Here is a 25,388-nt window from a genome sequence, read left to right on the forward strand (position 1 = left end):
CCTCCTATACTTTAACTTCTTCCAACTTTTCTACTAACTTGTTTGGCGATTTCACTACTAAACCAGTCGGTACTTCAACAACCTTCTTATTTTTGAAACGCTCGCGACCACTGATTTTAATATCAGCCGCAATAATTACTACATCCGCTTCATTAATCTCTTGCTCTGTTAATGCATCCTGCGTTCCGGCTAATCCTTGCGTCTCGATATGAATTTGATGTCCACGATCAATACTTGCTTGCATCAATTTTTCTTTGGCAATATAAGTATGAGCGATTCCTGCCGTACACGCGGCAATCCCAACGATTTTCATGGAGGCACATCCTTTCGTTAATTAATAGTATTTGACTTTATCATTAGATTTGAATAAGTGGATCTTTTCCAATGCTACTTTTTTAGTTTCTTCCATACATGCTGGGAACAAAACATTTGGTTCGCGAATTTCATTATTTCCAGCATTCAATACTTCACGCAGTTTATTCGCAAAAACAATTTTGATATCACTAGAAATATTGATTTTGTTTACACCCATGGTTACTGCTTTGCTGATTTCATTATCCGGATTGCTTGAACCACCATGAAGAACCAATGGAATATCTGTTAATGCTTCAATTTCTTCTAAAATATCTAAGCGCAATTTAGGATCAACATCTTTTGGATAGATGCCGTGAGCCGTTCCGATTGCGACTGCTAGACTGTCAACACCAGTTTTTTCAATAAAATCTTGTGCTACTTTTGGATCAGTATAAATGATTTCACTAACACCGCCTTCGACTGTATTTCCAGTATCACCAATCGTTCCCAACTCTGCTTCGACTGAAACTCCAGCAGCATGTGCAGCTTCGACAACCTTTTTAGAGATGGCTACATTTTCTTCGAAGGATAAGTGCGACGCATCAATCATTACAGAGGTGAAGCCAATGCTGATTGCATGCAGAACTTGCTCAAAACTGGCACCATGATCCAAATGAATACATACAGGGATTTTAGAATGATTAGCTAGATAAGCAGCTTGTGCCACAAAACTATCTGTTAAAAAACTCAATTCATCGGGGTGAATCGCTATCATAACAGGAGATTGCGCTTCTTCACAGGCCTCCATCACCGCATTTAATAATTGTCCAGACCCTGCATTAAAAGCAGGAACAGCAAAACCTTTTTCTTTTGCGACATTCAAAATTTCTTTTCCAGTTACTAACATTTGATCTTCTCCTTTTTCGTGTTAAAAATTTTTAGGGAATAATTAGTTCAATTTTCAAGCCATCGATCCGTCCACTTGCTTTCTACTTTTTTTTGTGATAGAGATGGAGCGGGTATTCTTTTGGCCATTATTGAAATGCTAAGATTAATTCATACAACGCTTCGACCGACGCAACATTCTTTACAGCTTCAATGAATGTATTGTTTGCCAAAAGTATCGCGACTTGCTGCAAGAGTAAAACATGAGTGGTGTTTGCATCTGAATCTTTGACTGCAAACATAATAACGACTTTTACCCCCTCTCCATCTAATGTCTCCCACTCAATCTCTTGATCTAATACCGCGATTGCGACTGTTGTCTCGATTACAGCAGCAGATTTCCCATGAGGAATCGCTACGCCTTCACCAATACCTGTTTCTCCTTCTTCCTCGCGTAAATACACATCACGAATGAAGTCTTCCGCTGAGCGGACAAAGCCTTTAGCTTCCAACATTCCAGCTAATTCTTTGATGATTTCTTCTTTTGTAGCTGCTTTAGACCCAACCTTAAGCAGTTCCTCATGGATTACCTTGCCTAATTCAATTTTTTCCATTCTTCTATCTCCTTCATGGTATGATTTATATTTTGAATATCCTTATCCGTCAATAACGGACTGATCAGCAGAACGGGGATATGATCGATATTTATCGGCATCCGAATTGTTGAAAATATTAGATCGACATTCTCTCTAATGAAATCCTGATTTTTCTTAACCTGACGTTGGCTCATCGTAGCGATGATATTCATGCTAGAAAAATTTTGCTGAATTCGAACCTTTAATAATTCCGAGGTCCCAACACCGGTAGAACATATCAGCAAAACATTTCTATTCTCTTGCCGATGAATTTTATACTTTTCAAAATACAAAGTCAGATAACCGATTTCCGCATCGTTCATTTTTGTGTCAAACATCAATTCTTGATTTATTTCTTCCGCAATTTTCTTTACCTTTAAGAATGTTGCCCTGTATTCTAGCAATAAGCCGTCCAACAGATTGTTTTCGACCTTTATTCCCGAACGTAACCGACTGAGCATCGGAAGAACATGCTGGTATAAATCCTCATATAATGAACGGCTCGCAGGCAGTAATGTTACATCAGAAATCAAGAAGTACTCCGTAATAAATTTTTTAGTCATCTCTTCGGCCAATTTTTTATCTACATTACTGCTTTCTCTTTTTTGACTATTGATCGAATAAACATTTTGAAAAACAAAATATATTTCCAATGGATCCATCTGAACAGATAGGTAGCTTTCGATGTTTTCAATAATTTTGGTAGAGACCTGTAACATTTTCGGATTTGACGCCAACAGTTGCTGTTCTTCTTTTTCAAGTGGCTCCTGATTGCCTAAGTAGTTCACTTCCCCTTCTCTGTAGCGTTTGATGATCATATAAATATGGGTGTAGATTGTAATGTCATAGGGGTAGTTTATGTATTCATTTAACGTCTCCTCAAGCAGCGTAATTTGCTGATCAATAAAGTATTTATCTATAACATTGATTTTGATCCCAATCTCGCTTAAGCTGTTTATCTTATTCATTTCTAAAAAAATATGATTGATCGCTTTACGAATATTAACTTCTTCACCCCGAATCCATAAATATTCATGATTATAGTGAAGCTGCACTTCATACTTTTCTATAATTTCCGTTAATTTTTTCATCCGCCGTTCCACTGAACTCTCACTTAAAAACTGGGTGTCCATGATCGTACGTTTGATTTTATTGGGGTATTTAAACAATAGAGCCAATGCCACTTCGTTCAGATTGTTCTCTTCGGCAAACTCAACCATCGAGTGAACATCACTATTACGAAATTGGGCACTCAATTTATACCCTTTACCGGCTTCCGAGATAATTAGCGGAACCCTTTTTTCTTCCATAAACAATCCATTGATTTTTTTTATCATGCGATAGACTGTTTTCGTAGAAACATATAAGGTCTCTGCTAGATGCTTCGCTGAAACAAATTCATCGAAATTCAAAATATTGATCATCATATTTTCATTCGAACTAAAAATCATTTCTCCCACCTCTTGTCATTATTCTATATCTGTTGAATACGTTTTCTTCGTCATCTCTTGTCTATAGTATGTGGACAGAAATTGATTCAAGTAAAAACTAGTAGATAAATCCAGCTTCTGATCAGTACTCCAACTGAAACGCCTAAAGAAAAAATCCAACTATCTTTCATCATAAAAGATAATTGGACTAGAAAAAATTAATTTATAAATGTCGAATCCTTTGAGCATAACGCTGCTTGAAACTCCAATAAGCTGTTGAAAAATGTATACTTGAAGGATTCAGTCTCAGGATGATCGATTTTTTGCTCTGGAATATAGATTGGAATAAAGCCGCCTCGGTTAGCTGCGGTTATTCCCGACTGAGAATCTTCGATCACACATGTTTTTTCAGGCGGAATGTTTAGGCGAGACGCTGCGTTTATAAAAAGCTCTGGATTTGGTTTCGCTTCTTCAACTTCTGAACCATAGCAATGGGCGTCCATCCGCTCAACTATGCCAGCTTGCTTAAGCAAGTGTTCAGCAATGCTTTTCTTTGCAGAGGTGGCTACTGCCCTCTTTATCTTCTGACTATCCAGATAATCCAACAATTCATAGACACCTGGCTTAACTATTACTGGATGGTCTTGATAATGCCGCCTAAATTCCTGTTCACGAATCGTGATGATCTTAGCCGCCAACCTAGCATCTTTATACCATTCTGAAAGGAACAGCTCAATGTCCTTTAAGCTTCGTCCTAATATCTTTTGATAGATTGCTTCCGTAAAATCAAGTCCTATTGCTTCAAACGCTCTGGTAAAGGCTAACTTTGAAACCGGTTCAGAATCAATCAAAACACCATCCATATCAAAAATAACTGCTTTCATGGCTCTCTCCTTACTTGAACGTCATTTGATAACTGCTTGTGAACTGCTCATTTGGCAATAGTGTATTGATGCCTAATTTTTCATCGTATTTTCCATTTGTATCAAAAGTATCAGCAACTCCACACCATGGTTCGATACAAATAAAGGGGGCATTTTGCGGATATGGAGACCAGACTCCTAAATAAGGCATATCAGTATAGTCAAAAATGACTGCCTTTTTTGTTTTATCCGACTTTAGTTCTACCCGCGTATTTCCTTCGGTCTCCCAAATCAATACTCCTTCATTAAACATTTCACGATTTAGCGGATATGAATTATCCATTAATTCTACAGTTCTATCCGTTTGCAGCAAAACGTCCTCCGTCACAGGGATAAACGTTCGTTGTTGCTTTGGTGAAAATTCTAAGTAGTAATCATCAAAGCGAGTATTCTGATCCAGTGGCACATTGAAACCAGGATGGGAACCAATCGCAAAATACATCGTATTCTCTGTCTCGCTATTTTTAACTAAGTAACGAACGATCAAACAATTACCGATTAATTTATATTCGATCGTCAATTCAAATTCGAATGGATAGATTTTTAAGCTTTCCTCATCAGCGGCTAATGTCATCGCTATAAAATCTGACGAATGATTTGTTACTTTAAATTCACGATCTCTGGCAAAACCATGTTGAGACATCGTGTACGTTTTTCCTTCTAGCTCATACTGATCATCTTTTAATTTCCCTACGATTGGAAATAAAATCGGCGCATGTCTGTTCCAAAATTTACTATCAGCCTGCCAAATATATTCTGTTCCTTCCTTTTTCGATCGAATGCTTTTAATCTCCGCTCCTTTTGTTAAGATCTCCACTGTTATTTCATCATTTTCCAATACTCGATAATTCATTCAAATCCCTCTTTCCTTTTAAACACAAAGAAGGTAGAACAAGTCTACCTTCATATTTTATTCTATGAAAAACGTGCTGCTTTTTGTTGACACTGAATTTTTTCATGCCAAGAAGTTGCGGTTTTTCTCAAAACAGTATTTAATTCATCAATATTTCTACGCCCTTCTGTTTGTAGCCATTCTCTAGCAGCTGCTTCACCTTTTGTAATGAACGGCTCTACTCCGTTTGCCCATGTTGCGCGGCCACATAATACACCGTTAAAGGTTGAGCCGGCTTCCTTAGCAAACCGCAAAGTATCTTGGAACATGACCGCACTCACTCCAGCACTTAAGAAAATGAAAGGAAGGCCCGTCGCTTCACTCTGTTCCTTGAATAATTTCGCGGCTTCCTCTTTTGTATAAACCACTTCATCTCCAAAGTCTTCAACAAATTTCATATTTACTGGTACTTCTACCTTCAAGACATCAACATTATAACGAGGATCAGAAAATTCTACCATCATATCATTTACTTTATGAGGTTTTACTTTGGCATATTCCTTTGATGCCGCATCACTAATCTCAGCATCATACGATACTAGTTCTAAGAAGAAGGGAATTCCTTCAGCCACACATTCGGAACCGATCCGTTCCATGTATGCTTTCTTCTGATCATTGATCTCATCAGATTCATCAATGTCGTAATATAGAAGAAACTTACAGGCATCTGCTCCTGCCTCTTTTAAACGCTTCACTGACCAAACATTCAACGAATCGGGCAAACGTCCCGGTGTTGTTGCATCGTAACCTGTTTTTTCATAGGCCAACAACAATCCGGCACTCTCCGCACGAGCATTGGCCGCAGGCAACCCATATTCCGGGTCCAATAGGATGGCACTCGCGTACGGTGTCAGCTCTTCGGAAACGATCTTTTTGAAATCTTCAATATCGTGATCTGTTGCATCTTCTTTGTACTTCGCGATCATTTTTTTTAACGCACCTCGTTGATCAATCGCTAGAGCCCCAATAATACCGTCATGGCTGCTCGTATTTTTTAATGCTTCATATTGTGATTCAGATACCATTTTCATTCTGCTATTTCTCCTCATTTATGGCGTATAGTAACTTAACTGCTGCTGAATTTTTCTCAACCATTTTGTCGAAGGGAACAGCAACATCCTCCAGTTGGAAAGTCTCGGTAATCAACGGCTTCACATCGATCGCCCCTGTAGACATATATCGTAGTCCCGTTTCCCATTCATATCCCGGAAATGGCGCAGAATAAGACATCCATGAACCAGTAACTTCTAATTCCCCCCGCAAGATTTTCTCAAAAGTTTCTGGATCAAAAATCACATCTCTCGTACTCGTACCTACATATACAACTTTTCCACGCTTTGCGACAAACTCTACCGCTTGTTTTTGTGTGACGGAACTGCCAGCCGTTTCGATCACTACTTCCGGCAAACGATTTTTTTGGTAATAATCCTCTAACTTAGTGTTCAGCGGATTTACTGTTTCGTCAGCTCCAATCACTTTTGCAACTTCCAGCTTCTTCTCGTTCAAATCAACCACAGTAATTTTTCCAACTCCGATTGCCCTTAAAGATAAAACTGTTAAAAGACCGATAGTCCCTGCACCTAACACCAAAACATCCACACCAGCGGAAATTCGGACTCTTTCAATCCCATGGATTGCCACCGTTAAAGGCTCCAATAAAGCAGCTTCCTTTAAAGAAAGATTGTCTGGTACTTTCACACAATTTTTTTCTGGAACAACGACATATTCTGCCATCGCCCCTTGTTCACGCGACCCAATAAAACTATAGTGAGTACACATCGCCGGCTCGCCCTTTTGACAATTCTCACACGCACCACAAGGAACCAACGGTGCTACTGCAACTTTTTCTCCCGCTGACACTGTTGTCACGTCTTCTCCGACTTCTTCTACAATTCCAGAAAACTCATGACCTAAAACTTGTGGAAAGGCGTGCACACCACCTTCAAAATAGCGCGGCAGGTCAGAGCCGCAAATCCCGCAATAAGCAACTTTTATTAGAACTTTGCCTGGTTTGACCTCCGGTTTGGAGATATCTTGCAATGCCATTTTATGTTTAGCTGTTACTACTAATGCTTTCACCAGTTTCAGTCCCTTCAATTTCTTCCACTTCTACATATAACGTCTTTTTCTTATATTTGATAAAGGTATAGGCAAATGCTGCGATATATAAGACTAGGATGATAAAGAAGCCTGCACCCATTTCAAATGTAATTCCTTTTGCTAACAAGTAAGTAATTGGACTTCCCGCCTGATCCAACGAAGAAACTCGCTCACCAGAACCCACCAAACCAACATTTTGACCCAACATGGTTTGCAACGTAATCATTTGATTTGAGATCCAAATCGTGATGAACATGATCACTGAGCCGGAAATCAAGGTACGGAATAAGTTTCCTTTATGAACTCCGACCGCAATCGCAATAAAGAATCCGATTGTTGCCAAATCACCAAATGGCAAGACTTGATTTCCTGGAACAATCACTGCAATTAGAATCGTTAACGGGACAAAAACTAAACTAGCCGCAATTACTTGTGAATCTCCTAAAAGCAACGCTGGATCCAAACCGATCTTCAATTCACTACCCTTGAAGTGTTTGTCTAATAAATCGCGAGCAGCTTCTGAAATTGGAATAAGACCTTCCATGATCAATTTAACAACCATCGGCATCAAGACCATGACTGCCGCCATTTGAATTGCTAATTGAAGAGAGTCACCCACTGTATAACGCGCCAACATTCCAATCGCAAAACCAAGAATCGCTCCGACGATCGTTGGCTGACCTAGTACACCTAAGCGTGATTCAATCTTTTCTGAAGTAATATTGATTTTATTGAGACCTGGAATCTTTTCAATCAAATCATCGATTGGTGCTGCAAAAATCCCCATATATGCTGACGAACCATGGGGAATCGAAATCCCTTCCAAACCAAAATACTCATCTGTGACAGCGCCAAACATATCACCTAGTTTATAAGCGATTACAGCATGGACAACGACCCCTAGAATTCCTAAATAGAAGTTGCCTGTCGCAGTTTGAACGATCGCTCCTGTAAAAGCCATATGCCAAATATTCCAAATGTCTACGTTTACAACTCGCGTCAACTTCAATAACAGCATCACGATATTCACCGCGATCGCAACTGGAATTGCCACTAAACCTAAATCAGATGCCCAAGCCATCGGCGATGTTCCCGGCCAGCCAAGATCAACCACATTCAAACCAAGATTAAAATTCTCAGCCATTGCTTCTGCTGCTGCCCCTAAGTTTTCAGTCAGCAAGCTGATCACTAAGCTAATTCCGACAAATCCGATACCGATGGTAATACCTGAACGCAATGATTTCCCAATGCCTTGTCTCAGTAATAACCCTAAAATGAAAATGACGATTGGCAGCATTACGCTCGCGCCTAGATCAACAATGTATTGAATTACTCCCATTTTTATGAACCCCTATCTTTATTTTTTTAGAACTGCTAAGATTTTTTCTTCTGTCGCTTGAATATTAATACCCGATACAAACGCTACGCCATGAATGACTGGCACTCCATAATCCTTTTTCACCTTTGCCGTTGTAACGATTAAATCAATCCCATCCTTCTTTGACTCCAATTCATTCACCCGACATTGTGTAACTTCAACAGGAATTCCTTCTTTTTTTGCTAACTCTCTGATTTTATTTGCCGCCACTGTTGATGTTGCAACAGCTCCGCCGCATGCTACGATAACTTTTTTCATTTTTAAATTTCCTCCTTATCAATATAAAAATTCTTTTCATTCCGTGTATTCTTCAACTGTGCCCCTTCGGCATTCACTTGGTTGAAATATTAAAGTTAATCCTTGCTGGGAAAAGTTGAACCGACATCTTTATAGATATAAATAATTATTTACAATTTCAAGCATTTCATCTGTCTCTTTCGCCGACACTAAACTATCCACAAATCCTTCTTTTTGAATCGATTCAATCAATTTCTGTAAAACATCCAAATGCTTTGGCCCATCTTTTACTGCCAGCATGACAATAACTGAAACTTCAACAGTATCTTCTTCATCTCCGCCCATCTCATTAAAAACAACTGGATTTTTTAAAGTAGCAAAAATCAACTGATCCGAATGAACTAAACTTCCATCTGTATGAGGAATCGCTACACCATGTTTTACCGGAAGACCGGTTGGAAAATCCATTTCACGATCTTCTAGCGCTTGGGAAAAGCCGTCATTGACAATACCCTTTTGCTTCAATGCCTCTGACAATTGATCAAACAATTCTTCTTTGTTTTCGACTGTATACTGACAATACATAAAATCTTTCGAAATCATTCTTATCCTCCTGCTTTCTCGTTGTACCTAATGCAAATTGATTCAAAAATTTGCAAACTCAAACTCGGCCGATTTTTTTGCACCTCTTTGTAATCGCTAACATCATAATAGCACATTATTTTGCTTTTGCAACATATTTCTTTGCTTTAATTTTCTTTTGTTGAACTTTGCAATATTTCGCGTTGTTAATAGTTGGCAAAGATGCTATTATGAAAGAAAAAAAGGAGATGCTATTATGATTCATTTGGTCTGTCCCAATCCTGCAATCGACAGGACCTTATTAGTAGACGGGTTTGTTAAAAGTTTGCCAAATCGCCCCTACGAAGTTAAAGAATTACCCGGTGGCAAAGGATTTAATGTTGCCTATGCGATTGGCTATGAAGCCCCTTCAGTTGAATTCTGCGTCCATACGATTGCTGGCGGTCGAAACGGGGAATACTTAGGCGATTTGGCAATTTCAAGTAATGTTCCTGTTAACTTTACTAAAATTGACAGCAATACTAGAGTTTGCAATATCATTATGGATACACAAAACTTTGCCACCTACCCGATCTACGAAAACAGCTTTCAGTTGAACAACGAATTACTGGAAAAATACACGAGTGCTTTAAAGCGCTCAGTAAAAGAAATGGACTATATTGTTTTCAGCGGTTCTTTGATGAAAGGCATGCCTTCAAACTACATCGCCAAATTCATCAACGAATTTCGCGAGAAGGATGTAAAAATATTTGTGGATACTAGTGGGGAGGCTCTGCGTCAAGCTTATCAAGCAAAGCCATATGCGATAAAAATAAATGACGAGGAGATTTTAGATATTTTTCCTGAGGCCGATTTAAGTACGATTGATTCCTATGCGGCCCTATTAGCATCGAAAGCTACAGAAAGCATACCGGTTTTCATCATTACACTTGGAGAAAAGGGCATAATCGCCAAGATTGATGATCAAATTCTCTATGTTAAGGCCAAAAAGGTAGTAGCCAAAAATCCAATTGCCTGTGGAGATTTCTTCTTAGGCGGCTTAATTAAAAATCTTGCTACTGGTCAGAACCCTGAATACACACTAAAAAGAGCAATCAGCTATTCTACTGCAAATGTGTTGAGTTGGTATCCAGAATTAAATCAACAACAAATCGAAGAGATTTTCCGTTCATCTGAAGTAACGCGATATTAAAAAACCACTAGTGTCTTAACTGGCACTAGTGGTTTTTTAGATTGAGGCGATCAATTCTACGCCATGCTCATTCAAATATTCAAGTTCCTGATTGAAGCTTGGAATTTGATCGGTTACAACAATATCAATATCTTCAAAATTTGCCGTCCGATTAAATGCAATATTTCCGAATTTGCTTTGATCCGCTAATACGATTGCCGTTTGGCTTTGCTGGATCATTTGTTTTGAGATAAGAACTTCGCCCATATGATGACTAGTAATAGCCGCTTGGCGATCAATCCCGCTACACCCAAAAAAACCAATCGTAATGAAGATATCACAAATATTATTTAACGCGAATTGGCCAAACAATGAAGACTCATTGTTTCTAAGTACTCCACCAGGGATAAGAATATCGATTGATTTATTTTTTATCAATGTATTGATAATTGGGATCGTATTAGTGACAACTGTAATATTTTTCAAATGAACTAATTCCTGTGCTAATGCCAAGGTCGTCGTTCCATAATCCAAATAAATGCTATCTCCTTCTTCGATATAACTGACCGCCGTCTTAGCTATTCGCTCTTTTCCAATCCAATTCTCAATTTTCCTTTTTTCATAATCCGTCTCACCAGAAGGAGTTTCTAGAATCGCTCCGCCATGGACCTTCTTGATTCTCCCTTCTCCCTCAAGCAGATAGAGATCTCTTCGAATTGTTTCCCTAGTTACTTTCAACTCTTTACTCAATTCATTAATTCTAACGGAATGCTTTGTGTCTAAAGTATTTAAAATGTAGTCTTTTCTTTCTGTAGAATTCATTAGTTTCTCCCCTTGCAATAACTTGCTTTTACAGAAAAAGAGCAGTACAACTGCCCTTTTTACAAGTCATGCCTATTTTCATAACAATGCTGGATTTCAGGCACAATACCTCTGACCGCCAAACAGTTCATCATTGAATTTAACTATATAGATATTCCCTTTTCTTATTGTTTTAAAACATCCAAAATCTTTTGTTCAGTTGCTGCTATGTTGATGCCTGAAACAAAAGCTACCCCATGAATCACAGGTACACCATAATCTTTTTTTACTTTAGCAGTCGTTACGATCAAATCAATACCGTCCTTTTTCGACTCTAGTTCGTTCACCCTGCATTGACTTACTTCTACAGGAATCCCTTCCTTTTTTGCCAACTCTCTGATCTTGTTTGCCGCTACCGTTGATGTCGCTACCGCTCCGCCACATGCCACAATCACTTTTTTCATCTCTATTCCTTCTTTCTTTTTTGTAACCGTTAACATAAGGATAACACATCTATGGCTTTTTGCAACATTATAATTTGCTTTTAACTTTTTTCGCAAACCAAAAAGCAAATTAATGGTTTTATTGCAAAAAAATAGGTCTATGGACTTTACCTTCCATAGACCTATCAATAACTATCACTCTTCTTCAGTTTTGTTTGAACTGTATACCAGTTCAACTCCTTGTTGAGTATACTGTTGATACTCTTCCTTATTTCTCGGGATGTCCGTGATGACGATATCAATTTGATCAAAAGCAGCAGTTTTATTCAACGCGACAGTCCCAAATTTGCTATGATCTGCTACGACAATCGTTGTTTGGCTATGTTCGATCATCTCTTTTGAGACTATGTTTTCACCTGTATGATGGGAAGTGATCCCTCTTGCAGCATCAATTCCACTGCAGCCATAGAAACCGATCGTAACAAAGATATCCTTAATGTTGTTTGATGCGAATGGCCCATATAATGAAGACTCATTGTTTCTAACAATCCCACCAGGAATGATCAAATCAATTGATTCATTTGCCAACAAAAGATTAACGATTGGAATCGTATTAGTCACCACCGTCACATTTTTCATTTTTAGAATTTCTTTTGCCAACTCTAAGGTCGTCGTTCCATAATCAAGATAAATAGTATCTCCTTCTTCTATATATGAAGCAGCCTTTTTTGCAATTGCGGTCTTTTCAGCATGAAACTCATTTTTACGCTTTTCGTAATCCGTTTCCTGATTTGAAGTTTCTAAAACAGCTCCACCATGAATCTTCTTAATCAGACCTTTTTTTTCAAGGAGATACAAGTCTTTTCTGATAGTCTCTCTAGTTACTTTCAAGCGTTTGCTGAGATCTAATATTTTAACCGCATGGTTTTCTTCTAATTCTTTGATAATAAACTCGCGACGTTCTTCTGAATTCATTCTGCTCTCCCTATCTGCTATTCTGTCTTCATATGTCATGATACCATATAATTCGTTGGCTTTTAAGAAAAGCAAAACGATTAAAAAAACACTTGTTAAAGCTCAAACAGGCGTAAAAAAATCAATGTTGCTAAACGGTTTGATTTAAATGAATAGCTTTCTCAACAATATGCTCAGCAGTCACCCCATAATGTTTTTTCAGTAAATTTGGAGCACCAGATTGACCAAATTGATCCTGAATTCCTATTTTTACAACCCTTGTTGGTTGATGCTCTGATAAAAAATCAGATACTGCACTACCAAGCCCGCCAATTACACTGTGTTCCTCAACTGTGAGCAACCATGGCGTTTCTTTTGCTGCGCATATAATCAATTCTTCGTCCAGTGGTTTAATTGTAGAAAAATTTAATACTCGAACATTGATTCCTTGCTCCTTTAATTGTCGTGCAGCTGCCAAAGCTTCTTGAACCATTAAGCCAGTTGCAATTATTGTACCTGCATTTCCCGATGCTAAGGTTTCACCTTTTCCAATTGTGAATGTTGGTTTTGTGCTATGCACTCGTTCAACCGCTAACCTTCCCAAGCGAAGATATACTGGACCATTATGTTCAAAAATCGTTTCAATTGCTGCTTCTGTCTCCAAATCATCTGCAGGATTAAGAATTGCCATTCCAGGAATCACTCGCATCAATGCGATATCCTCAATGGCTTGATGCGAACCACCGTCTTCACCAACTGTGATTCCGGCGTGAGTGGCAGCGATAGTCACATTTAGTTTTTGATACGCAACGGCATTGCGGATTTGTTCATAAGCCCGGCCGGCTGCAAAAATGGCAAAACTGCTGGCGAATGGTCGCTTGCCGCCTAAAGCTAATCCCGCCGCAGTGCCGATCATATCCGCTTCTGCGATTCCCATATTGAAGAATTTTTCCGGTGCCGCTTTGGCAAAAATATCGGTTTTAGTTGCGGACGATAAATCAGCATCCAGCACTACTAGCTCTGGATGTTCTTTTAGTTTCACCAGCGTTTCGCCGTAGGCTTGTCTTGTAGCTTTTTTCATTTAGAACGCCTCCTTCAGCTCAGCGAGCGCTTTTTCGGCTTCCTCTGACGAAGGGGCTTTACCATGCCAGCCCACTTTATCTTCCATGAAGCTGACACCCTTGCCTTTGGTCGTTTGACAGACGATGACGGTCGGCCCTGCTTCATGATCTTTTGCTTCTTGGATCGCTTTTGTTAATGAAGCGAAATCATGTCCGTCAGCAGTCAATACATTCCAATTAAAGGCCTCAAATTTCTTACCGATATCTTTCACACCCATTACTTGATCGTTCGTTCCATCGATCTGCAAGCCATTGTTATCAATAAAAGCAATGACATTATTCAACTTGTAATGGGCCGTCGTCATGACTGCTTCCCAGACTTGACCTTCCTGCAGCTCGCCGTCGCCGATCAAGATATAGACTTGTTTTTGAATTCCATCCAAACGCTGAGCCAGCGCTAAACCATTCGCGATCGATAATCCTTGTCCCAACGAGCCGCTGGAAGAATCGACGCCTTTCGTCTTGATCCGATCGGGATGTCCTTGTAAATGGCAGCCGAATTTTCGCAAATCAAGCAGTTCTTCTTTCGGAAAGAAGCCATTGTCTGCTAAAACCGTATATAACGCCGGTGCCGCATGTCCTTTGGAAAGGATAAAATGGTCGCGATCTTTTTGATCGTAATTCTCCACCGAGATATCCATTTCTTGATAGTAAAGAGTCGTTAAAATATCGATCGCCGAAAGTGATCCGCCTGGATGCCCCGATCCGGCTGAAGCCAGAGAGCGAATGATCCACTCCCGCAGCTCCAATGCTTTTTGTTCTAAAATTGTCATAGTAATCTTCCGTTCACCCTATTTTTTCATTTCCTCTAAGAAAACATTCATCAGCATCCACGATGATTCCGAACCAGGGTCTTTATGCCCGACGGCACGTTCACCTAAACGCATCGCCCGCCCTTTTTTCGCAACCAAAGGAATAGTCGAGTCTGCTCCTTGCTTCATGATCGCGACGGTTTCTTCCATCACTGCGATCGAATCTTCATCATTCTTGTGTTCTTCTAAATATTCGATCCCCGGAAGCAGCGCATCAATCATGGTCTTGTCCTGTAATTCCGCTTTTCCCCGAAGCTGCACGGCTTCGACACCATTTTTCAACATTCCGGCAAATTCGGGGAAGGTAACTGTTTCTTTGCCTGTATCGTCTTTGCCCATTTTGATAAAGAAGCTGCCATATAAGGGGCCTGATGCGCCGCCGACTTTACTCAACAGCAGCATGCCGGATTTCTTCAGCAGTGCACTGACGTCTGCCGCCTTTTCTAAATTGTCCTGCAAGTTGGCATTGACGGCTCTAAATCCAATACTTAAATTTATTCCATGGTCGCCATCGCCAATGTCTGAATCTAATTTTGTCCAATAATCACGATTTACTTCCGCAAGCTCTGCCATTTTCGCTAAACTGTCGGCAAAAAACTGCTTATCTAACACCATTTCACTCATAAAGCACACCTCATTCTTTCTAAATTCGTGTTCTTTTGAAAAAACCTGATACCAGAAATGAAATCCTTTTCTTACAATTTATAATGAGGTGTATCACATGGCGCATCAAGCAATTCTTTGATCTCATCATCCAGCTTCACTAACGTAACGGACATCCCGGCCATATCCATCGAAGTCGCGAAGTTTCCGACATCTGTACGATGGATCTTGATGCCTTTTTCATTCAAGATTTGATCAACCCGGCGGTAGCAGACATATTGATCCATTACTGGCAAGGCACCTAGGCCATTGATTAATACATAGACTTCATCGCCAGCCGCGATCTTAGAATCTTCAAGGATAATCTTCATAATCTCATCAATGATCACATCCGCTTTTTCAACTTTACGACGTTCGATACCCGGTTCACCATGAATCCCCATGCCGATCTCCATATCGCCTTCATCCATTTGGAAAATCACTTCGCCCGTAACCGGCAAGGTAGAAGAAGATAATGCCACCCCTAATGAGAAGGTATTGTCATTAGCTTTTTCCGTCAACGCTTTGACCTTATCCAAATCGTAGCCCTTGGCCGCCGCACTTCCGGCCACTTTGAAGACTGGCAAGTCGCCAGCCACGCCGCGACGATCAGCTTTATTTTTCGCTGAATAAACATCATCAGTTGTCGTTACCGTTTCTACGCGAATACCGTCTTCCTCCAGCGCCATTTCCGCGCCCATATCGAAATTCATCACATCGCCTGCATAATTTCCATATAAATAGAGACAACCTTTCCCACTATCAACCGCTTTCACCGCTTCGTAACAAGCATCCGGAGCCGGTGAAGTATTGACGTTTCCAACAACCGCCGCATCCGCGAAATCTTTCCCAACATAGCCTAAGAACATCGGTTCATGACCTGATCCGCCGCCGACGATCACTCGTACACGCGCTTCGTCGCTCATTAATTTGCTGACAACTACGCGGTTTTCTAAGTCTAATGTCACATATTGTTTGTTCGCTGCTGCGTAACCTTCCAGCATTTCCTCTACTACTTCATAACCATCATTGATTAAACGTTTCATTTTCCCAATCTCCTTTTTTTTAGTTGATTTTTTCTACTAATATTTTTATAAGAATAAAGACAATAACAAGCCGCCTAACAAACCGCCTGATACTGCGGCTGCAATTTTCGGAAGCGATTTTTTCACATTGCCGCCCACTAGAGCAGACGCTACCCAAACACCAACGCCGGCTGCCAGCCCTTGATCCACCCACGCGCCTGTTTGCGCGATCATCGGTGTTGAAATGCCGTGATTAATACACCAAACGGTTCCAACAATAAACAATGCTGCCATCCAGCCGCCGATCGGTCCCCAGTGCTCCACCATTTTTCCCCATGCCATGCGAATTACAAATGGAAATAAAAATCCGCCACATATCGTTGCTAGTCCTAAGCCCAAAGTCATTTATTTTTCCTCCGTTCCTTAATGGATTATTCTTCGCCAACTAAGCGATCTAACTCTTTTTCGGTCATTCCTGGTTCTGGTGCGTTTTCGTCACGTTGTTCTTCTTTCGCCACACTCTTTTCAAACGCCGCTGCAACGACTCCACCAATGACAGCACCCACGATAACTAACGCGATTGTTGGTAATGCGTCAGAGAAAACAGAGGTTCCTTGCATAAACGTGTCTCGTGCAATCCCACAGATACCGATCGCCAGCCCCATATCCACAAATGCTGCGTCATCTTCGTTACCGGTCAAATTCAGATAATGATTCATAAACCACATTGGTCCAATAATAATTCCAGCTGCCAAGTAACCGCCGAAGATGCCAAAACTGCCTAATTCATTCCAAACAGACATGACAATAGTGCCAGCGATCATGTATCCTACCATACTTCTCAGAAATTTCATTTTTTTCGCTCCTCACTTTTTTTATTCAACAAAGCCTTACAGCTGTGCTAACTCTTGGATAATTGTTTCCTTCTCCTGACAAACCGTTGCCTGAACAGCTGCCGCAAATGCCCCTTCAACTAATGGACAATCCATGATTTCTGTTTTCGCCGCCAGCTCTTCATCATCGATCAGATCGATCGCCGTTTCAGAGCTCAATATAGCGCTTCCAATATCACAAAAAATCAAGATGTGATCGCAATCGGCATTCTCTTCGATCGCCTCCATGATCATGACGGAATTCGTCCCCAGACGCCCATCGCCAGTCCCGCCGGCAGAGATGATCCGCACGGCCTCGTTGGTTCCTGTCATTTCTTCGATCATTTCCTTTGTCCCCTCAGCGATTTTTTGACTGTGGGAAACGAGAATAATACCAAACATTTTTACTCCCCCTTTACCTTTTTGACAGTTTCAACGATCGTCGCGTATTGATTCGGATTATGGCCGAAGCGTCCAACAAACACACCATCGACATTTTCATCTGAAACGATCAGTTTTGTATTTTCCTGTGAGACCGAGCCGCCGTAAATGATGCGGATATTATCCGCTGTTTGAATGTCATATAATTCTTTGATACATTCACGAATCAAACCGTGGACCTGCTGCACATGAACCGCACTGGCTGCACAGGTTTTTCCGACTGCCCAGGCTGGTTCATAGGCTAAAATGATTTTTTCTGCCTGATTTCCCTTGATTTGAAATAAATCTAAGAATAGCTGTTTCTTCATTAAAGCTTTGATTTCCTGGTAATCATCTGTTTTGGTCACTTCGCCGATACACAATACCGGTGTCACCTCATAATCCAGCGCCAAGCGGACTTTTTGATTGATCATATCGTCGGTTTCATTGAAAATCGTTCGCCGTTCGATGTGGCCGATCTCCGCGTAGCTGCCCTTCATTTCCTTTAATGATTCGATGGAAAACTCACCAGTATAGGCCCCGTTCGCTGCCGGAGCGATATTTTGCGAACCGAGTCCGATCTCTGAATCCTTCAAGATCATCGCGACCGGATAAAGTACGCCCATCCCCGGACACATGAATTGTTCAATTTTTTTCTCATCACCGACCTCTTCGACGATCGCATGAGCGAAATCTCGTGCTTGGTCAATCTGGTTTTGATACAGTTTTAAGCTGATGCCGACAATTGGTTTACGCATGATGTTTCCTCCTTTCAAAACTTTTTCTATGAATTATTTTTTAAAGGCTTCCCAATCCTTCAAGAAAGATTGAATTCCAGCATCGGTCAATGGATGTGACCACAGTTTAGGGAACAATGTGCCTGGGATCGTCGCGATGTCAGAGCCTAATTCAGCGACATCCTCCACATGCTTCAAGCTGCGGATGCTGGCTGCAATGATCTCGGTTTGATAGCCGTATTGAGTCAAGACTTTTTTCAGGTTACTAATCAAGGCCAAGCTGTCGGTCGCGATATCATCTAAGCGTCCAACGAAAGGACTAACAAAGGTTGCACCAGCTTTGGCTGCCATCAAGCCTTGTGCGATGGTGAAAACTAAGGTCACATTGGTTTTGATCCCTTCTTTAGATAAGATGTTGACTGCTCTTAAGCCATCTTCGGTCATAGGAATCTTTACTACGACATTGTCTGCCCAAGTCGCGATGTCTCTGGCTTCCTTTACCATGTTCTCGGTATCCAGTGCGATCACTTCCGCGCTGACTGGTCCATCGATCAAGGCGCAAATTTCTGTGATGACTTCTTTAAAATCGCGACCTTCTTTCGAAATGATTGTTGGGTTGGTGGTAACTCCGTCGACTAAACCTAGTGCGTTGATTCGTTTGATTTCCTCTACATTTGCTGTGTCTAAAAAGAATTTCATTTGTTTATCGCCCTTTCTATTTAACGCGCTCTGCTTCTTTCTCCATGATTTGATCAATTTTTCTAGCGGAGTTGCCGCCTTCAAAATGAACCGATAAGTATTCGTCGACGATTTTCTTGGCTACATCGACGCCGATGATTTTTGACCCCATCGTGATGATCTGTGCATTGTTGCTTAGTTGTGCTCGTTCGGCAGAATAGGTATCGTGAACTTGTGCCGCTCGTACACCAGGAATTTTGTTGGCTGCTACCGCCATTCCAATCCCCGTTCCGCAGCAGAGGATTCCACGATCAATTTCCTGATTCACTATCCCGTTGGCAACATTAAAGGCAATATCTGGATAATCAACTTCATTTGGAGAAAAACAGCCATAATCTTTCACTTCAAAGCCTTTTGCCTCTATATACGCGAATAATTCACGTTTCATCTCAAACGCATTATGGTCTGAACCGATTCCAATTTTCATTTTGCTCTCTCCTTTTTCTTTTTGTACCCTCATAATAAGTGTCTCCTTTCGTTTTGTCAATCATTATTTTCGTTTGTTTTCGTTCAGTTCCTCTAAAACGAAAACAAACTACATATTGAATTTAAAAACGAAAACAAAATCATTACTATGTGTTGTTTTTTCTCTCCTTTTGCTTTATACTATATTCAATTAGATATTTTGGAGGACCCGCTTATGTATACAAATCAACGAAGAGAAAAAATCCTTGCTTTACTGCAGGAACGGGATTCTATTTCCGTAAATGACTTGACCGATCTACTATCTGTTTCAAAGGCAACCGTCCGTTCAGATCTGAATTATCTTAGCGATAATAATATGCTGATCCGAACACATGGTGGGGCCACTCGTTCGAAAGAAGACGAAACCTTGAAAATCGATAAAAACTATGACATTCGAAAACAAAAGAATATCGAAAAGAAAGCCGAGATCGCCAAAAAGGCCTTTCCGCTGATTGAAAACGGTGAATGTATTGTTTTAGATGCTAGTTCAACCTGTTATGAGTTAGCAAAACTTATTAGTCAATCTGATTTACGCATCACTGTGTTAACGAATGGGCTTCGTACTGCTTCCCTTTTAAAGGAAAATCTGAATTTAACAGTTGTATTAATCGGCGGTGTGGTTAAAGGCAGTTCAAATGCGGTGGAAGGTATTTTAGGAATAGAAATTCTAAAAAAGGTCAACATCGATACCTTGTTTACCTCCGCCTACGCCATTTCTGCTACAGAGGGACTTTCAGATTTCAATCTATATGAAGTAGAATTAAAAAAACGAATGGTAGAGTTAGCTTCGCAAACAATCGCCTTGATTGATAGCTCAAAATTTGAGAAAAAATCAATTGCGACATTTGCTACCTTGCCTCAACTGACAGCTTTAATTACGGATGGTGGGGTACTTGATGAAGTAAAAGATCATTACGGTTCAGTGGTTACATTTTTAAATTGAAAAGATTGAGAAAGATTTTATTAGAATGTTTCTCAATCTTTTACCATTTCTTATCATCCATTTAAGCTTTTTATAAGCTAGCCATCGTACACTCAATTTGTGGATGAACTTGGTGTTTAAACTCAGAAGTGGGACTTAAAACGACGGTTTGTTTCATTTAATGCGAGGTGTAGGTTCGATTCCTATCATCCACGTTGGAATAATAAAAAGAGGAAGTACAACAAACGTATCCGACGTTTTTGTACTTCCTTTTTTTATTTTGTAAACATCGCCGCAAACTTATCGATTTCATCATACTTTATCTCTGGCTCGGTAAATCCTTCGCGAAATCCCTCAACCTTGTTTAAAGACTCAAATAATTTTCGATAAACAATATTTAATTTATCGTACCTCATTTCTCCACCAAAAATTGAGGTAGTTGTGGCATGGTTCAACAGCTCATTATCAAATAATGATTCGATAAATCCTTCTTCGTCCTCTTTTGTATAGCAGCAAACAAATAGACCCAACTCTTTTCCGAGCAGCTGACTTTTATTGCGTCTACAAAAAGACGTGATTTTTTTCTGAATTTTCCCCATATGAACAGAACTACCTATTAAAATCGTATCAAAATCATCCATTTTAGGTATCTTATTTTCGACATTCGTTACTACGGCATTTTTACCTAACTTTTCTTTCAAATATCTAGCACAATCTTCCGTACAACCATTTTTTGATGCATAGATTATCAGGGTTCTCACGGTGTTCACTTTCCTTTCATGCTATATCTCGAATCGAATTGGGAAATATGTTCCTTTAAAATGGAGAGAACTTCTTTTTCTTTCTCAAACTGTCCTTCATACATACTCTGCAAGGTATAAATGGGTGCGTAAAACTGTAAGGCCATGATTTTTGGATCACAATCAATAAAACGCCCTTGCTTAATCATTTCTGTAAATAGTGCAGTTTGGTAATCTAAAACATCGGTAATAAAATACTTCTTGTAGGTCTCTTTTATTTTAGAATTTGAAAATTGTTCGATCGTCAGCATGCGTCTAAATTGAATTTCTGTTTCATCCTTAAAACGCATTAAGAATAGTGCAGCACTTATTTGATAAAGAAAATCAATGGAGCTTTCGCCATAGTCCTTAGCGATTTTCTCGAGTTCGCCTAAGGGCATATCAAGTGTCCGCATTTTTTCACTATAATAGGAATCCATATAGGCCAAAATGGAATCAAAAATCGCTTGTTTATTTTTATAATGCTTATAAATTGAACTTTCTCTGATCCCTACTTCTCTCGCAATATCTCTCACCGATGTTCCTTCAAATCCTTTTGTAGAAAAAAGCTTTAGCGCTAAAAGTAAAATTTTTTCTTTGGTGTTTTGTTTTTTCATGAGTTCATCCTCCTTCATGCTATTTCTTACAGTTTAAGATACAAACAAAATGATCCTGGATAATTCAATCGTCAGTATTTTTATTAGCATACTTCCTGTAATGACAAAAAATAATCGTTTTCGAATGATTTGTTTTCTAAGAAACACACACAGAATGGCCGAAACAACAATAACTATTCCTAAAACTGATCCGACAATCGTTTGAAGACTGACTAATGAAAAAATCCCTGGTTGTCCTGATCCATCGATCGCATGTTGAATTGTGAGATGAAGCTCATCTCTCATCGCACCAACAGTACAGATATACAACCCGAATGAAAAAATCCCCAACGTCAGCCAACCCCAATGGCGAATTTCCTTCCTCTTGATAACAATAACGGTCAATAGTCCTAAAAAAATAGCTAGTAGAATAGTTGTCTTGATAGACACTGCACTTCCGAAATACAAACTCATAATGAACTCCTTTCAGAACCTGGCTAACGATCGTTCTCTTATGATTTCATTTTAGCGAACGATCGTTAGCTTGTCAATGACTGATTTATCCCTGTTCCCTTTAAATAAACGAAAACCGCCATAACTACTGGATTAACAGTGGTTATGGCAGAGTTATGGTTTATTTACTTTTACGGTAAAAAGAGTGTGCCTCTTCCTATATCTACCGATGAACCAGCGATACTGACAAAACTAATCTCATCATCAGTGTAGTTTACATTTATTTCAATCTGACTTGGTCGTTCGATTTCCATCCCTTGTTCACTAATAATCCTATATTGATTAGGCATTTCTGAAGAAACCAGGTTATAGTGGGTCAAGTATGCTCCCAATGGACCACTTGCTGCCCCGGTCGCTGGATCTTCCGAAATCCCCATCGTTGGGCCAAACATTCTACTATGGACCGTTGCCTTTGTATCAACCGTTTCTTGTGTGAAAACAAAGAGATCAACCGCTTGTTCTTTAGCTAAAAATTCTCTCTCCCAAACATCTTGTCTAAATTTTATTTGTTTCATCACTGCTAAATTTTTTATAGGAATGAATAAGAATGGAACACCTGCTGATACTACTTGCATCGGCGCACTCTCAGAAATATCCGTTGAATCAATCGAAAGCAATGAACTAATTACCGTTTTATCTCTAAAAATAGCCTTAAATTCAGGGATTGGCTGAACCATTTCAACGTTCACAATTTTGTCGTCCCGTTTGAAAAGGTTGAGGGGAATTTCACCGACCCGCTCATCAAAGACAAATGAATTTTCTCCGCCAGTCGTTTCGATCACCCCATCCCGAGCTAATACATACCCTGTTCCAATTGTTGGATGTCCAGCAATCGGCACTTCTCGACTCGGAGTAAAAATTCGAACAGTCGCTCGCTCTTTTGACACTTTTGTAATAAAAGTAGCCTCTGATAAATTTAGTTCACGCGTGATCTTCTGCATTTCTGCCTCTGTTAAGCCTGTTGCATCTTTAAATACAGCCAATTGGTTTCCACCAAACGGTTCCTTTGTAAAGACATCGATCAACTCATAATTAAATTCTCGCAAATCAAACTCCTCCTACATCTATACTTGATCTCATCAAGTATAGTACCCAGAATCGAAAATAAAAGCGAAGAAAGCAGCTCATCGAAGGGGGTGTCTTTCGTTTGCATTTTAAAATTCCAAACGAAAATTGCCGCACTTTTGAGTAGTATTTTCCAACGTCATTTACAAATGAAACCATTTACATCATTTCTAGTCGATAGTAGACTAAAAGTAAGATGAAATAGGATGTGATGAAATGGATATCAAAGCAATCGTACTGGATATCGACGGTACATTATTAACTTCAGAAAAAATAATTTCTGAAAAAACAAAACAGGCCTTGATCACGGCTCAAGAAAATGGGATCAAAGTTATTTTGGCTTCTGGCCGCCCAACAACAGGCATGTTAGGATTAGCAGATCAATTAGAAATGACAAAATACGAAGGCTATCTCGTTTCTTATAATGGTTCTCGAGTAACGGATTGTCTGACAAAGGAGGTCATTTTCAATCAAGCAATGAGCATTGAAACAGGACAAGCCATCTTGGATCACTTGAAAAAGTTTGATGTTATTCCGATGATTGACAAAGAAGACTATCTTTATGTAAATGACGTTTACAACAATACGCTGCATTTACCGGAGGGCGATTTCAATATTATTGAGTATGAATCCCGCGGCGGGAATTTCAAACTCTGTGAAATTGATGATTTAGCCGCCTTTGCTACTTTCCCGATCAATAAGATTTTGATAGCTGCACAGCCCGATTATTTGCAGGAAAATGCCAAGGCCATTCATGAACCTTTTGACGAGACAATCACTGCCGCCTTTTCTGCGCCTTTTTATTTTGAGTTCACAGATAAAGGAATCGACAAGGCAAAAGCATTGAACGCCGTTTTCCCTGATCTGGGAATCCACTCTTACAATATGATCGCATTCGGCGATGGACAAAATGACCGATCAATCATTGAGTATGCTGGAATCGGTATCGCCATGGGGAATGCTGTCGATGAGTTGAAAGCTATCGCTGATGATGTGACGCTTTCTTGCGATGAAGATGGTATTGCGGCTGGACTAGCGAAATATCTTTAATTGACAAAAACAAGCTAAGTATCTGAATTGAACTCAAAAGTTAGATCAAAAATCTAATTCTTAGCGATCACTTCAACCTGCTTAGCTTGTTCTTTTTATTCTACAAAAATGATACGGCTCTCTTATGTGTCTTTTTTAAAGCTTTCTGACAAGGTTATTATCCTTAAACCCGCAACTTTTTCTGAAAGAAATTTTGTTAATTCGATCATCGTTTTATTAGTTGGTGTTTCTATATTTTTCAAAACATATTCCATCCCTAATTGCTGATAACTTTGCAGTCCGTAACGATGATACGGCAATAATTCTAAGTCTTTCACGGAAGGCAGACCTGCAGCAAATTGAGCAATGTTCAATAGCTCTGCATGGTTCAAATTGACTGTCGGAATAACAGGAACTCGAATATGCACTGGGCACTCTGGAAATTCATGAACAAATTTTTTGAGATTCTGTAATACCAATTCATTGGACACACCTGTCCACTGCTGATGTTTTTCGGAGTCGAAAAGCTTTATATCAACATAAAGTGAGCTTAAGAACGGACCCACCTTCCGTATTACTTGGTAATCAACATAAAAGCTGGTCTCTAAAGTGGTATTAATTCCTGAATAGATTGATTCTTGCAGGAGCTCTTGAACAAAATCTGCTTGAACCAACGCTTCTCCCCCGCTGATCGTCACTCCACCCTGCGAATGAAAAAAGAATACAGCGTCCTTTTCAATCTCCTTCATTACTTCCTTCGTTGTCATAATCTGACCGAATCCTTTTTCAATTTTTCGGCTTTGCGATTCTGGTGTCGAACACCATTGACATCTCAATGGGCAGCCCTTTAAATAGATGACCGTTCTCAAGCCTTCTCCGTCATAAATCGATGTTTTCTCTATGCGCAATACCGTTCCCTTTCCCATA

General features: G+C 39.8%; 32 protein-coding genes and 1 tRNA gene. 4 read left to right on the forward strand and 29 right to left on the reverse strand.

The genetic code is table 11. From position 1 onward, the window contains the following. Positions 1-4: 4 nt before the first annotated feature. The 11 genes from IGI38_RS13420 to IGI38_RS13470 form a co-directional block, all read right to left on the reverse strand. Positions 5-313 carry a PTS fructose transporter subunit IIB gene (locus tag IGI38_RS13420; protein ID WP_438731310.1) on the reverse strand — a complete coding sequence of 103 codons (309 nt, stop codon included), beginning with the start codon at positions 311-313 and terminating at the stop codon, positions 5-7. A 21-nt stretch (positions 314-334) separates the two neighbouring features. Continuing rightward, positions 335-1,201 carry a ketose-bisphosphate aldolase gene (locus IGI38_RS13425; RefSeq protein ID WP_438731313.1) on the reverse strand — a complete coding sequence of 289 codons (867 nt, stop codon included), beginning with the start codon at positions 1,199-1,201 and terminating at the stop codon, positions 335-337. Positions 1,202-1,328: 127 nt separating this feature from the next. Beyond that, on the reverse strand, positions 1,329-1,793 hold the full coding sequence (locus IGI38_RS13430; RefSeq protein ID WP_438731315.1) for a fructose PTS transporter subunit IIA: 465 nt from the start codon (positions 1,791-1,793) through the stop codon (positions 1,329-1,331). Then, positions 1,775-3,265, reverse strand: a complete 1,491-nt coding sequence (locus IGI38_RS13435; protein WP_438731318.1) for a BglG family transcription antiterminator — start codon at positions 3,263-3,265, stop codon at positions 1,775-1,777. The genes IGI38_RS13430 and IGI38_RS13435 overlap by 19 nt, the downstream gene beginning before the upstream one ends. 197 nt (positions 3,266-3,462) lie before the next feature. After that, complete coding sequence (locus IGI38_RS13440) at positions 3,463-4,128, reverse strand: HAD family hydrolase (RefSeq protein ID WP_438731320.1); 666 nt, start codon at positions 4,126-4,128, stop codon at positions 3,463-3,465. 10 nt (positions 4,129-4,138) lie between these two features. Further along, positions 4,139-5,020 carry an aldose 1-epimerase family protein gene (locus tag IGI38_RS13445; protein ID WP_438731323.1) on the reverse strand — a complete coding sequence of 294 codons (882 nt, stop codon included), beginning with the start codon at positions 5,018-5,020 and terminating at the stop codon, positions 4,139-4,141. 62 nt (positions 5,021-5,082) lie between these two features. Continuing rightward, positions 5,083-6,090, reverse strand: a complete 1,008-nt coding sequence (gene lacD, locus IGI38_RS13450) for a tagatose-bisphosphate aldolase (protein WP_438731326.1) — start codon at positions 6,088-6,090, stop codon at positions 5,083-5,085. Positions 6,091-6,094: 4 nt separating this feature from the next. Beyond that, positions 6,095-7,138, reverse strand: coding sequence for a galactitol-1-phosphate 5-dehydrogenase (locus IGI38_RS13455; RefSeq protein WP_438731329.1), 1,044 nt, complete (start codon positions 7,136-7,138; stop codon positions 6,095-6,097). Continuing rightward, complete coding sequence (locus IGI38_RS13460; RefSeq protein WP_438731332.1) at positions 7,113-8,498, reverse strand: PTS galactitol transporter subunit IIC; 1,386 nt, start codon at positions 8,496-8,498, stop codon at positions 7,113-7,115. The genes IGI38_RS13455 and IGI38_RS13460 overlap by 26 nt, the downstream gene beginning before the upstream one ends. An 18-nt stretch (positions 8,499-8,516) precedes the next feature. Continuing rightward, positions 8,517-8,795: a PTS galactitol transporter subunit IIB gene (gene gatB / locus IGI38_RS13465; RefSeq protein WP_090407293.1), complete on the reverse strand. Its 279-nt coding sequence runs from the start codon at positions 8,793-8,795 to the stop codon at positions 8,517-8,519. A gap of 129 nt (positions 8,796-8,924) precedes the next feature. Next, a complete protein-coding gene (locus IGI38_RS13470) occupies positions 8,925-9,377 on the reverse strand; it encodes a PTS sugar transporter subunit IIA (protein ID WP_438731335.1) in 453 nt (150 codons plus the stop codon). 235 nt (positions 9,378-9,612) lie between these two features. Between IGI38_RS13470 and IGI38_RS13475 the strand changes: the two genes are divergently transcribed. Continuing rightward, positions 9,613-10,548: a 1-phosphofructokinase family hexose kinase gene (locus IGI38_RS13475; RefSeq protein ID WP_438731338.1), complete on the forward strand. Its 936-nt coding sequence runs from the start codon at positions 9,613-9,615 to the stop codon at positions 10,546-10,548. Between the two features lie 36 nt (positions 10,549-10,584). On the opposite strand, the gene IGI38_RS13480 is transcribed toward IGI38_RS13475, so the two are convergent. The 13 genes from IGI38_RS13480 to rpiB all read right to left on the reverse strand — a co-directional run bounded on the left by IGI38_RS13480 (position 10,585) and on the right by rpiB (position 19,519). Continuing rightward, positions 10,585-11,349: a DeoR/GlpR family DNA-binding transcription regulator gene (locus tag IGI38_RS13480; protein WP_438731341.1), complete on the reverse strand. Its 765-nt coding sequence runs from the start codon at positions 11,347-11,349 to the stop codon at positions 10,585-10,587. Between the two features lie 164 nt (positions 11,350-11,513). Continuing rightward, a complete protein-coding gene (gene gatB, locus IGI38_RS13485; protein WP_090407282.1) occupies positions 11,514-11,792 on the reverse strand; it encodes a PTS galactitol transporter subunit IIB in 279 nt (92 codons plus the stop codon). 174 nt (positions 11,793-11,966) lie between these two features. Next, positions 11,967-12,746 carry a DeoR/GlpR family DNA-binding transcription regulator gene (locus IGI38_RS13490; protein ID WP_438731344.1) on the reverse strand — a complete coding sequence of 260 codons (780 nt, stop codon included), beginning with the start codon at positions 12,744-12,746 and terminating at the stop codon, positions 11,967-11,969. Between the two features lie 130 nt (positions 12,747-12,876). Beyond that, the gene (locus IGI38_RS13495) at positions 12,877-13,806 is read right to left on the reverse strand and encodes a transketolase family protein (RefSeq protein ID WP_438731347.1); all 930 of its coding nucleotides are present in this window, start codon (positions 13,804-13,806) and stop codon (positions 12,877-12,879) included. Further along, complete coding sequence (locus IGI38_RS13500; RefSeq protein ID WP_438731350.1) at positions 13,807-14,619, reverse strand: transketolase; 813 nt, start codon at positions 14,617-14,619, stop codon at positions 13,807-13,809. Between the two features lie 18 nt (positions 14,620-14,637). Beyond that, positions 14,638-15,231, reverse strand: coding sequence for a dihydroxyacetone kinase subunit DhaL (gene dhaL / locus IGI38_RS13505; protein ID WP_438733374.1), 594 nt, complete (start codon positions 15,229-15,231; stop codon positions 14,638-14,640). Between the two features lie 122 nt (positions 15,232-15,353). After that, positions 15,354-16,346 carry a dihydroxyacetone kinase subunit DhaK gene (locus IGI38_RS13510; RefSeq protein ID WP_438731353.1) on the reverse strand — a complete coding sequence of 331 codons (993 nt, stop codon included), beginning with the start codon at positions 16,344-16,346 and terminating at the stop codon, positions 15,354-15,356. 45 nt (positions 16,347-16,391) lie between these two features. After that, positions 16,392-16,730 (reverse strand): Lin0368 family putative glycerol transporter subunit, encoded by a 339-nt coding sequence (locus tag IGI38_RS13515; protein WP_438731356.1) that lies wholly within the window; start codon positions 16,728-16,730, stop codon positions 16,392-16,394. Between the two features lie 26 nt (positions 16,731-16,756). Beyond that, positions 16,757-17,179, reverse strand: coding sequence for a Lin0368 family putative glycerol transporter subunit (locus tag IGI38_RS13520; RefSeq protein WP_438731359.1), 423 nt, complete (start codon positions 17,177-17,179; stop codon positions 16,757-16,759). A 36-nt stretch (positions 17,180-17,215) separates the two neighbouring features. Then, positions 17,216-17,599 carry a dihydroxyacetone kinase phosphoryl donor subunit DhaM gene (gene dhaM / locus IGI38_RS13525; protein WP_438731362.1) on the reverse strand — a complete coding sequence of 128 codons (384 nt, stop codon included), beginning with the start codon at positions 17,597-17,599 and terminating at the stop codon, positions 17,216-17,218. A 2-nt stretch (positions 17,600-17,601) separates the two neighbouring features. Continuing rightward, a complete protein-coding gene (locus IGI38_RS13530) occupies positions 17,602-18,375 on the reverse strand; it encodes a triose-phosphate isomerase family protein (protein ID WP_438731365.1) in 774 nt (257 codons plus the stop codon). A 33-nt stretch (positions 18,376-18,408) separates the two neighbouring features. Then, the gene (gene fsa, locus IGI38_RS13535) at positions 18,409-19,053 is read right to left on the reverse strand and encodes a fructose-6-phosphate aldolase (RefSeq protein ID WP_438731369.1); all 645 of its coding nucleotides are present in this window, start codon (positions 19,051-19,053) and stop codon (positions 18,409-18,411) included. Positions 19,054-19,069: 16 nt separating this feature from the next. Then, complete coding sequence (gene rpiB, locus IGI38_RS13540) at positions 19,070-19,519, reverse strand: ribose 5-phosphate isomerase B (protein WP_438731371.1); 450 nt, start codon at positions 19,517-19,519, stop codon at positions 19,070-19,072. Positions 19,520-19,732: 213 nt separating this feature from the next. Here rpiB and IGI38_RS13545 point away from each other — a divergent pair, with 213 nt between their 5' ends. Together IGI38_RS13545 and IGI38_RS13550 are read left to right on the forward strand one after the other, a co-directional pair. Then, positions 19,733-20,500, forward strand: a complete 768-nt coding sequence (locus IGI38_RS13545; protein ID WP_438731373.1) for a DeoR/GlpR family DNA-binding transcription regulator — start codon at positions 19,733-19,735, stop codon at positions 20,498-20,500. A gap of 99 nt (positions 20,501-20,599) precedes the next feature. Beyond that, positions 20,600-20,694, forward strand: a tRNA-OTHER gene (locus IGI38_RS13550). A gap of 60 nt (positions 20,695-20,754) precedes the next feature. On the opposite strand, the gene IGI38_RS13555 is transcribed toward IGI38_RS13550, so the two are convergent. The 4 genes from IGI38_RS13555 to IGI38_RS13570 all read right to left on the reverse strand — a co-directional run bounded on the left by IGI38_RS13555 (position 20,755) and on the right by IGI38_RS13570 (position 23,413). Beyond that, positions 20,755-21,249 carry a flavodoxin domain-containing protein gene (locus IGI38_RS13555; protein WP_438731377.1) on the reverse strand — a complete coding sequence of 165 codons (495 nt, stop codon included), beginning with the start codon at positions 21,247-21,249 and terminating at the stop codon, positions 20,755-20,757. Further along, positions 21,246-21,875 carry a TetR/AcrR family transcriptional regulator gene (locus IGI38_RS13560; protein WP_438731379.1) on the reverse strand — a complete coding sequence of 210 codons (630 nt, stop codon included), beginning with the start codon at positions 21,873-21,875 and terminating at the stop codon, positions 21,246-21,248. The genes IGI38_RS13555 and IGI38_RS13560 overlap by 4 nt, the downstream gene beginning before the upstream one ends. A 33-nt stretch (positions 21,876-21,908) precedes the next feature. Then, positions 21,909-22,328 (reverse strand): hypothetical protein, encoded by a 420-nt coding sequence (locus tag IGI38_RS13565; RefSeq protein WP_438731382.1) that lies wholly within the window; start codon positions 22,326-22,328, stop codon positions 21,909-21,911. A 170-nt stretch (positions 22,329-22,498) separates the two neighbouring features. Next, a complete protein-coding gene (locus IGI38_RS13570) occupies positions 22,499-23,413 on the reverse strand; it encodes a PhzF family phenazine biosynthesis protein (protein ID WP_438731385.1) in 915 nt (304 codons plus the stop codon). Between the two features lie 235 nt (positions 23,414-23,648). Here IGI38_RS13570 and IGI38_RS13575 point away from each other — a divergent pair, with 235 nt between their 5' ends. Beyond that, on the forward strand, positions 23,649-24,482 hold the full coding sequence (locus IGI38_RS13575) for a Cof-type HAD-IIB family hydrolase (protein ID WP_438731387.1): 834 nt from the start codon (positions 23,649-23,651) through the stop codon (positions 24,480-24,482). A 122-nt stretch (positions 24,483-24,604) separates the two neighbouring features. Here IGI38_RS13575 and IGI38_RS13580 read toward each other — a convergent pair whose 3' ends face one another. After that, the gene (locus tag IGI38_RS13580) at positions 24,605-25,387 is read right to left on the reverse strand and encodes a glycyl-radical enzyme activating protein (RefSeq protein WP_438731389.1); all 783 of its coding nucleotides are present in this window, start codon (positions 25,385-25,387) and stop codon (positions 24,605-24,607) included. Position 25,388 lies beyond the last annotated feature (1 nt).

The sequence above is a fragment of the Enterococcus sp. AZ128 genome, from assembly GCF_051714485.1.
Classification (GTDB): domain Bacteria; phylum Bacillota; class Bacilli; order Lactobacillales; family Enterococcaceae; genus Enterococcus_A.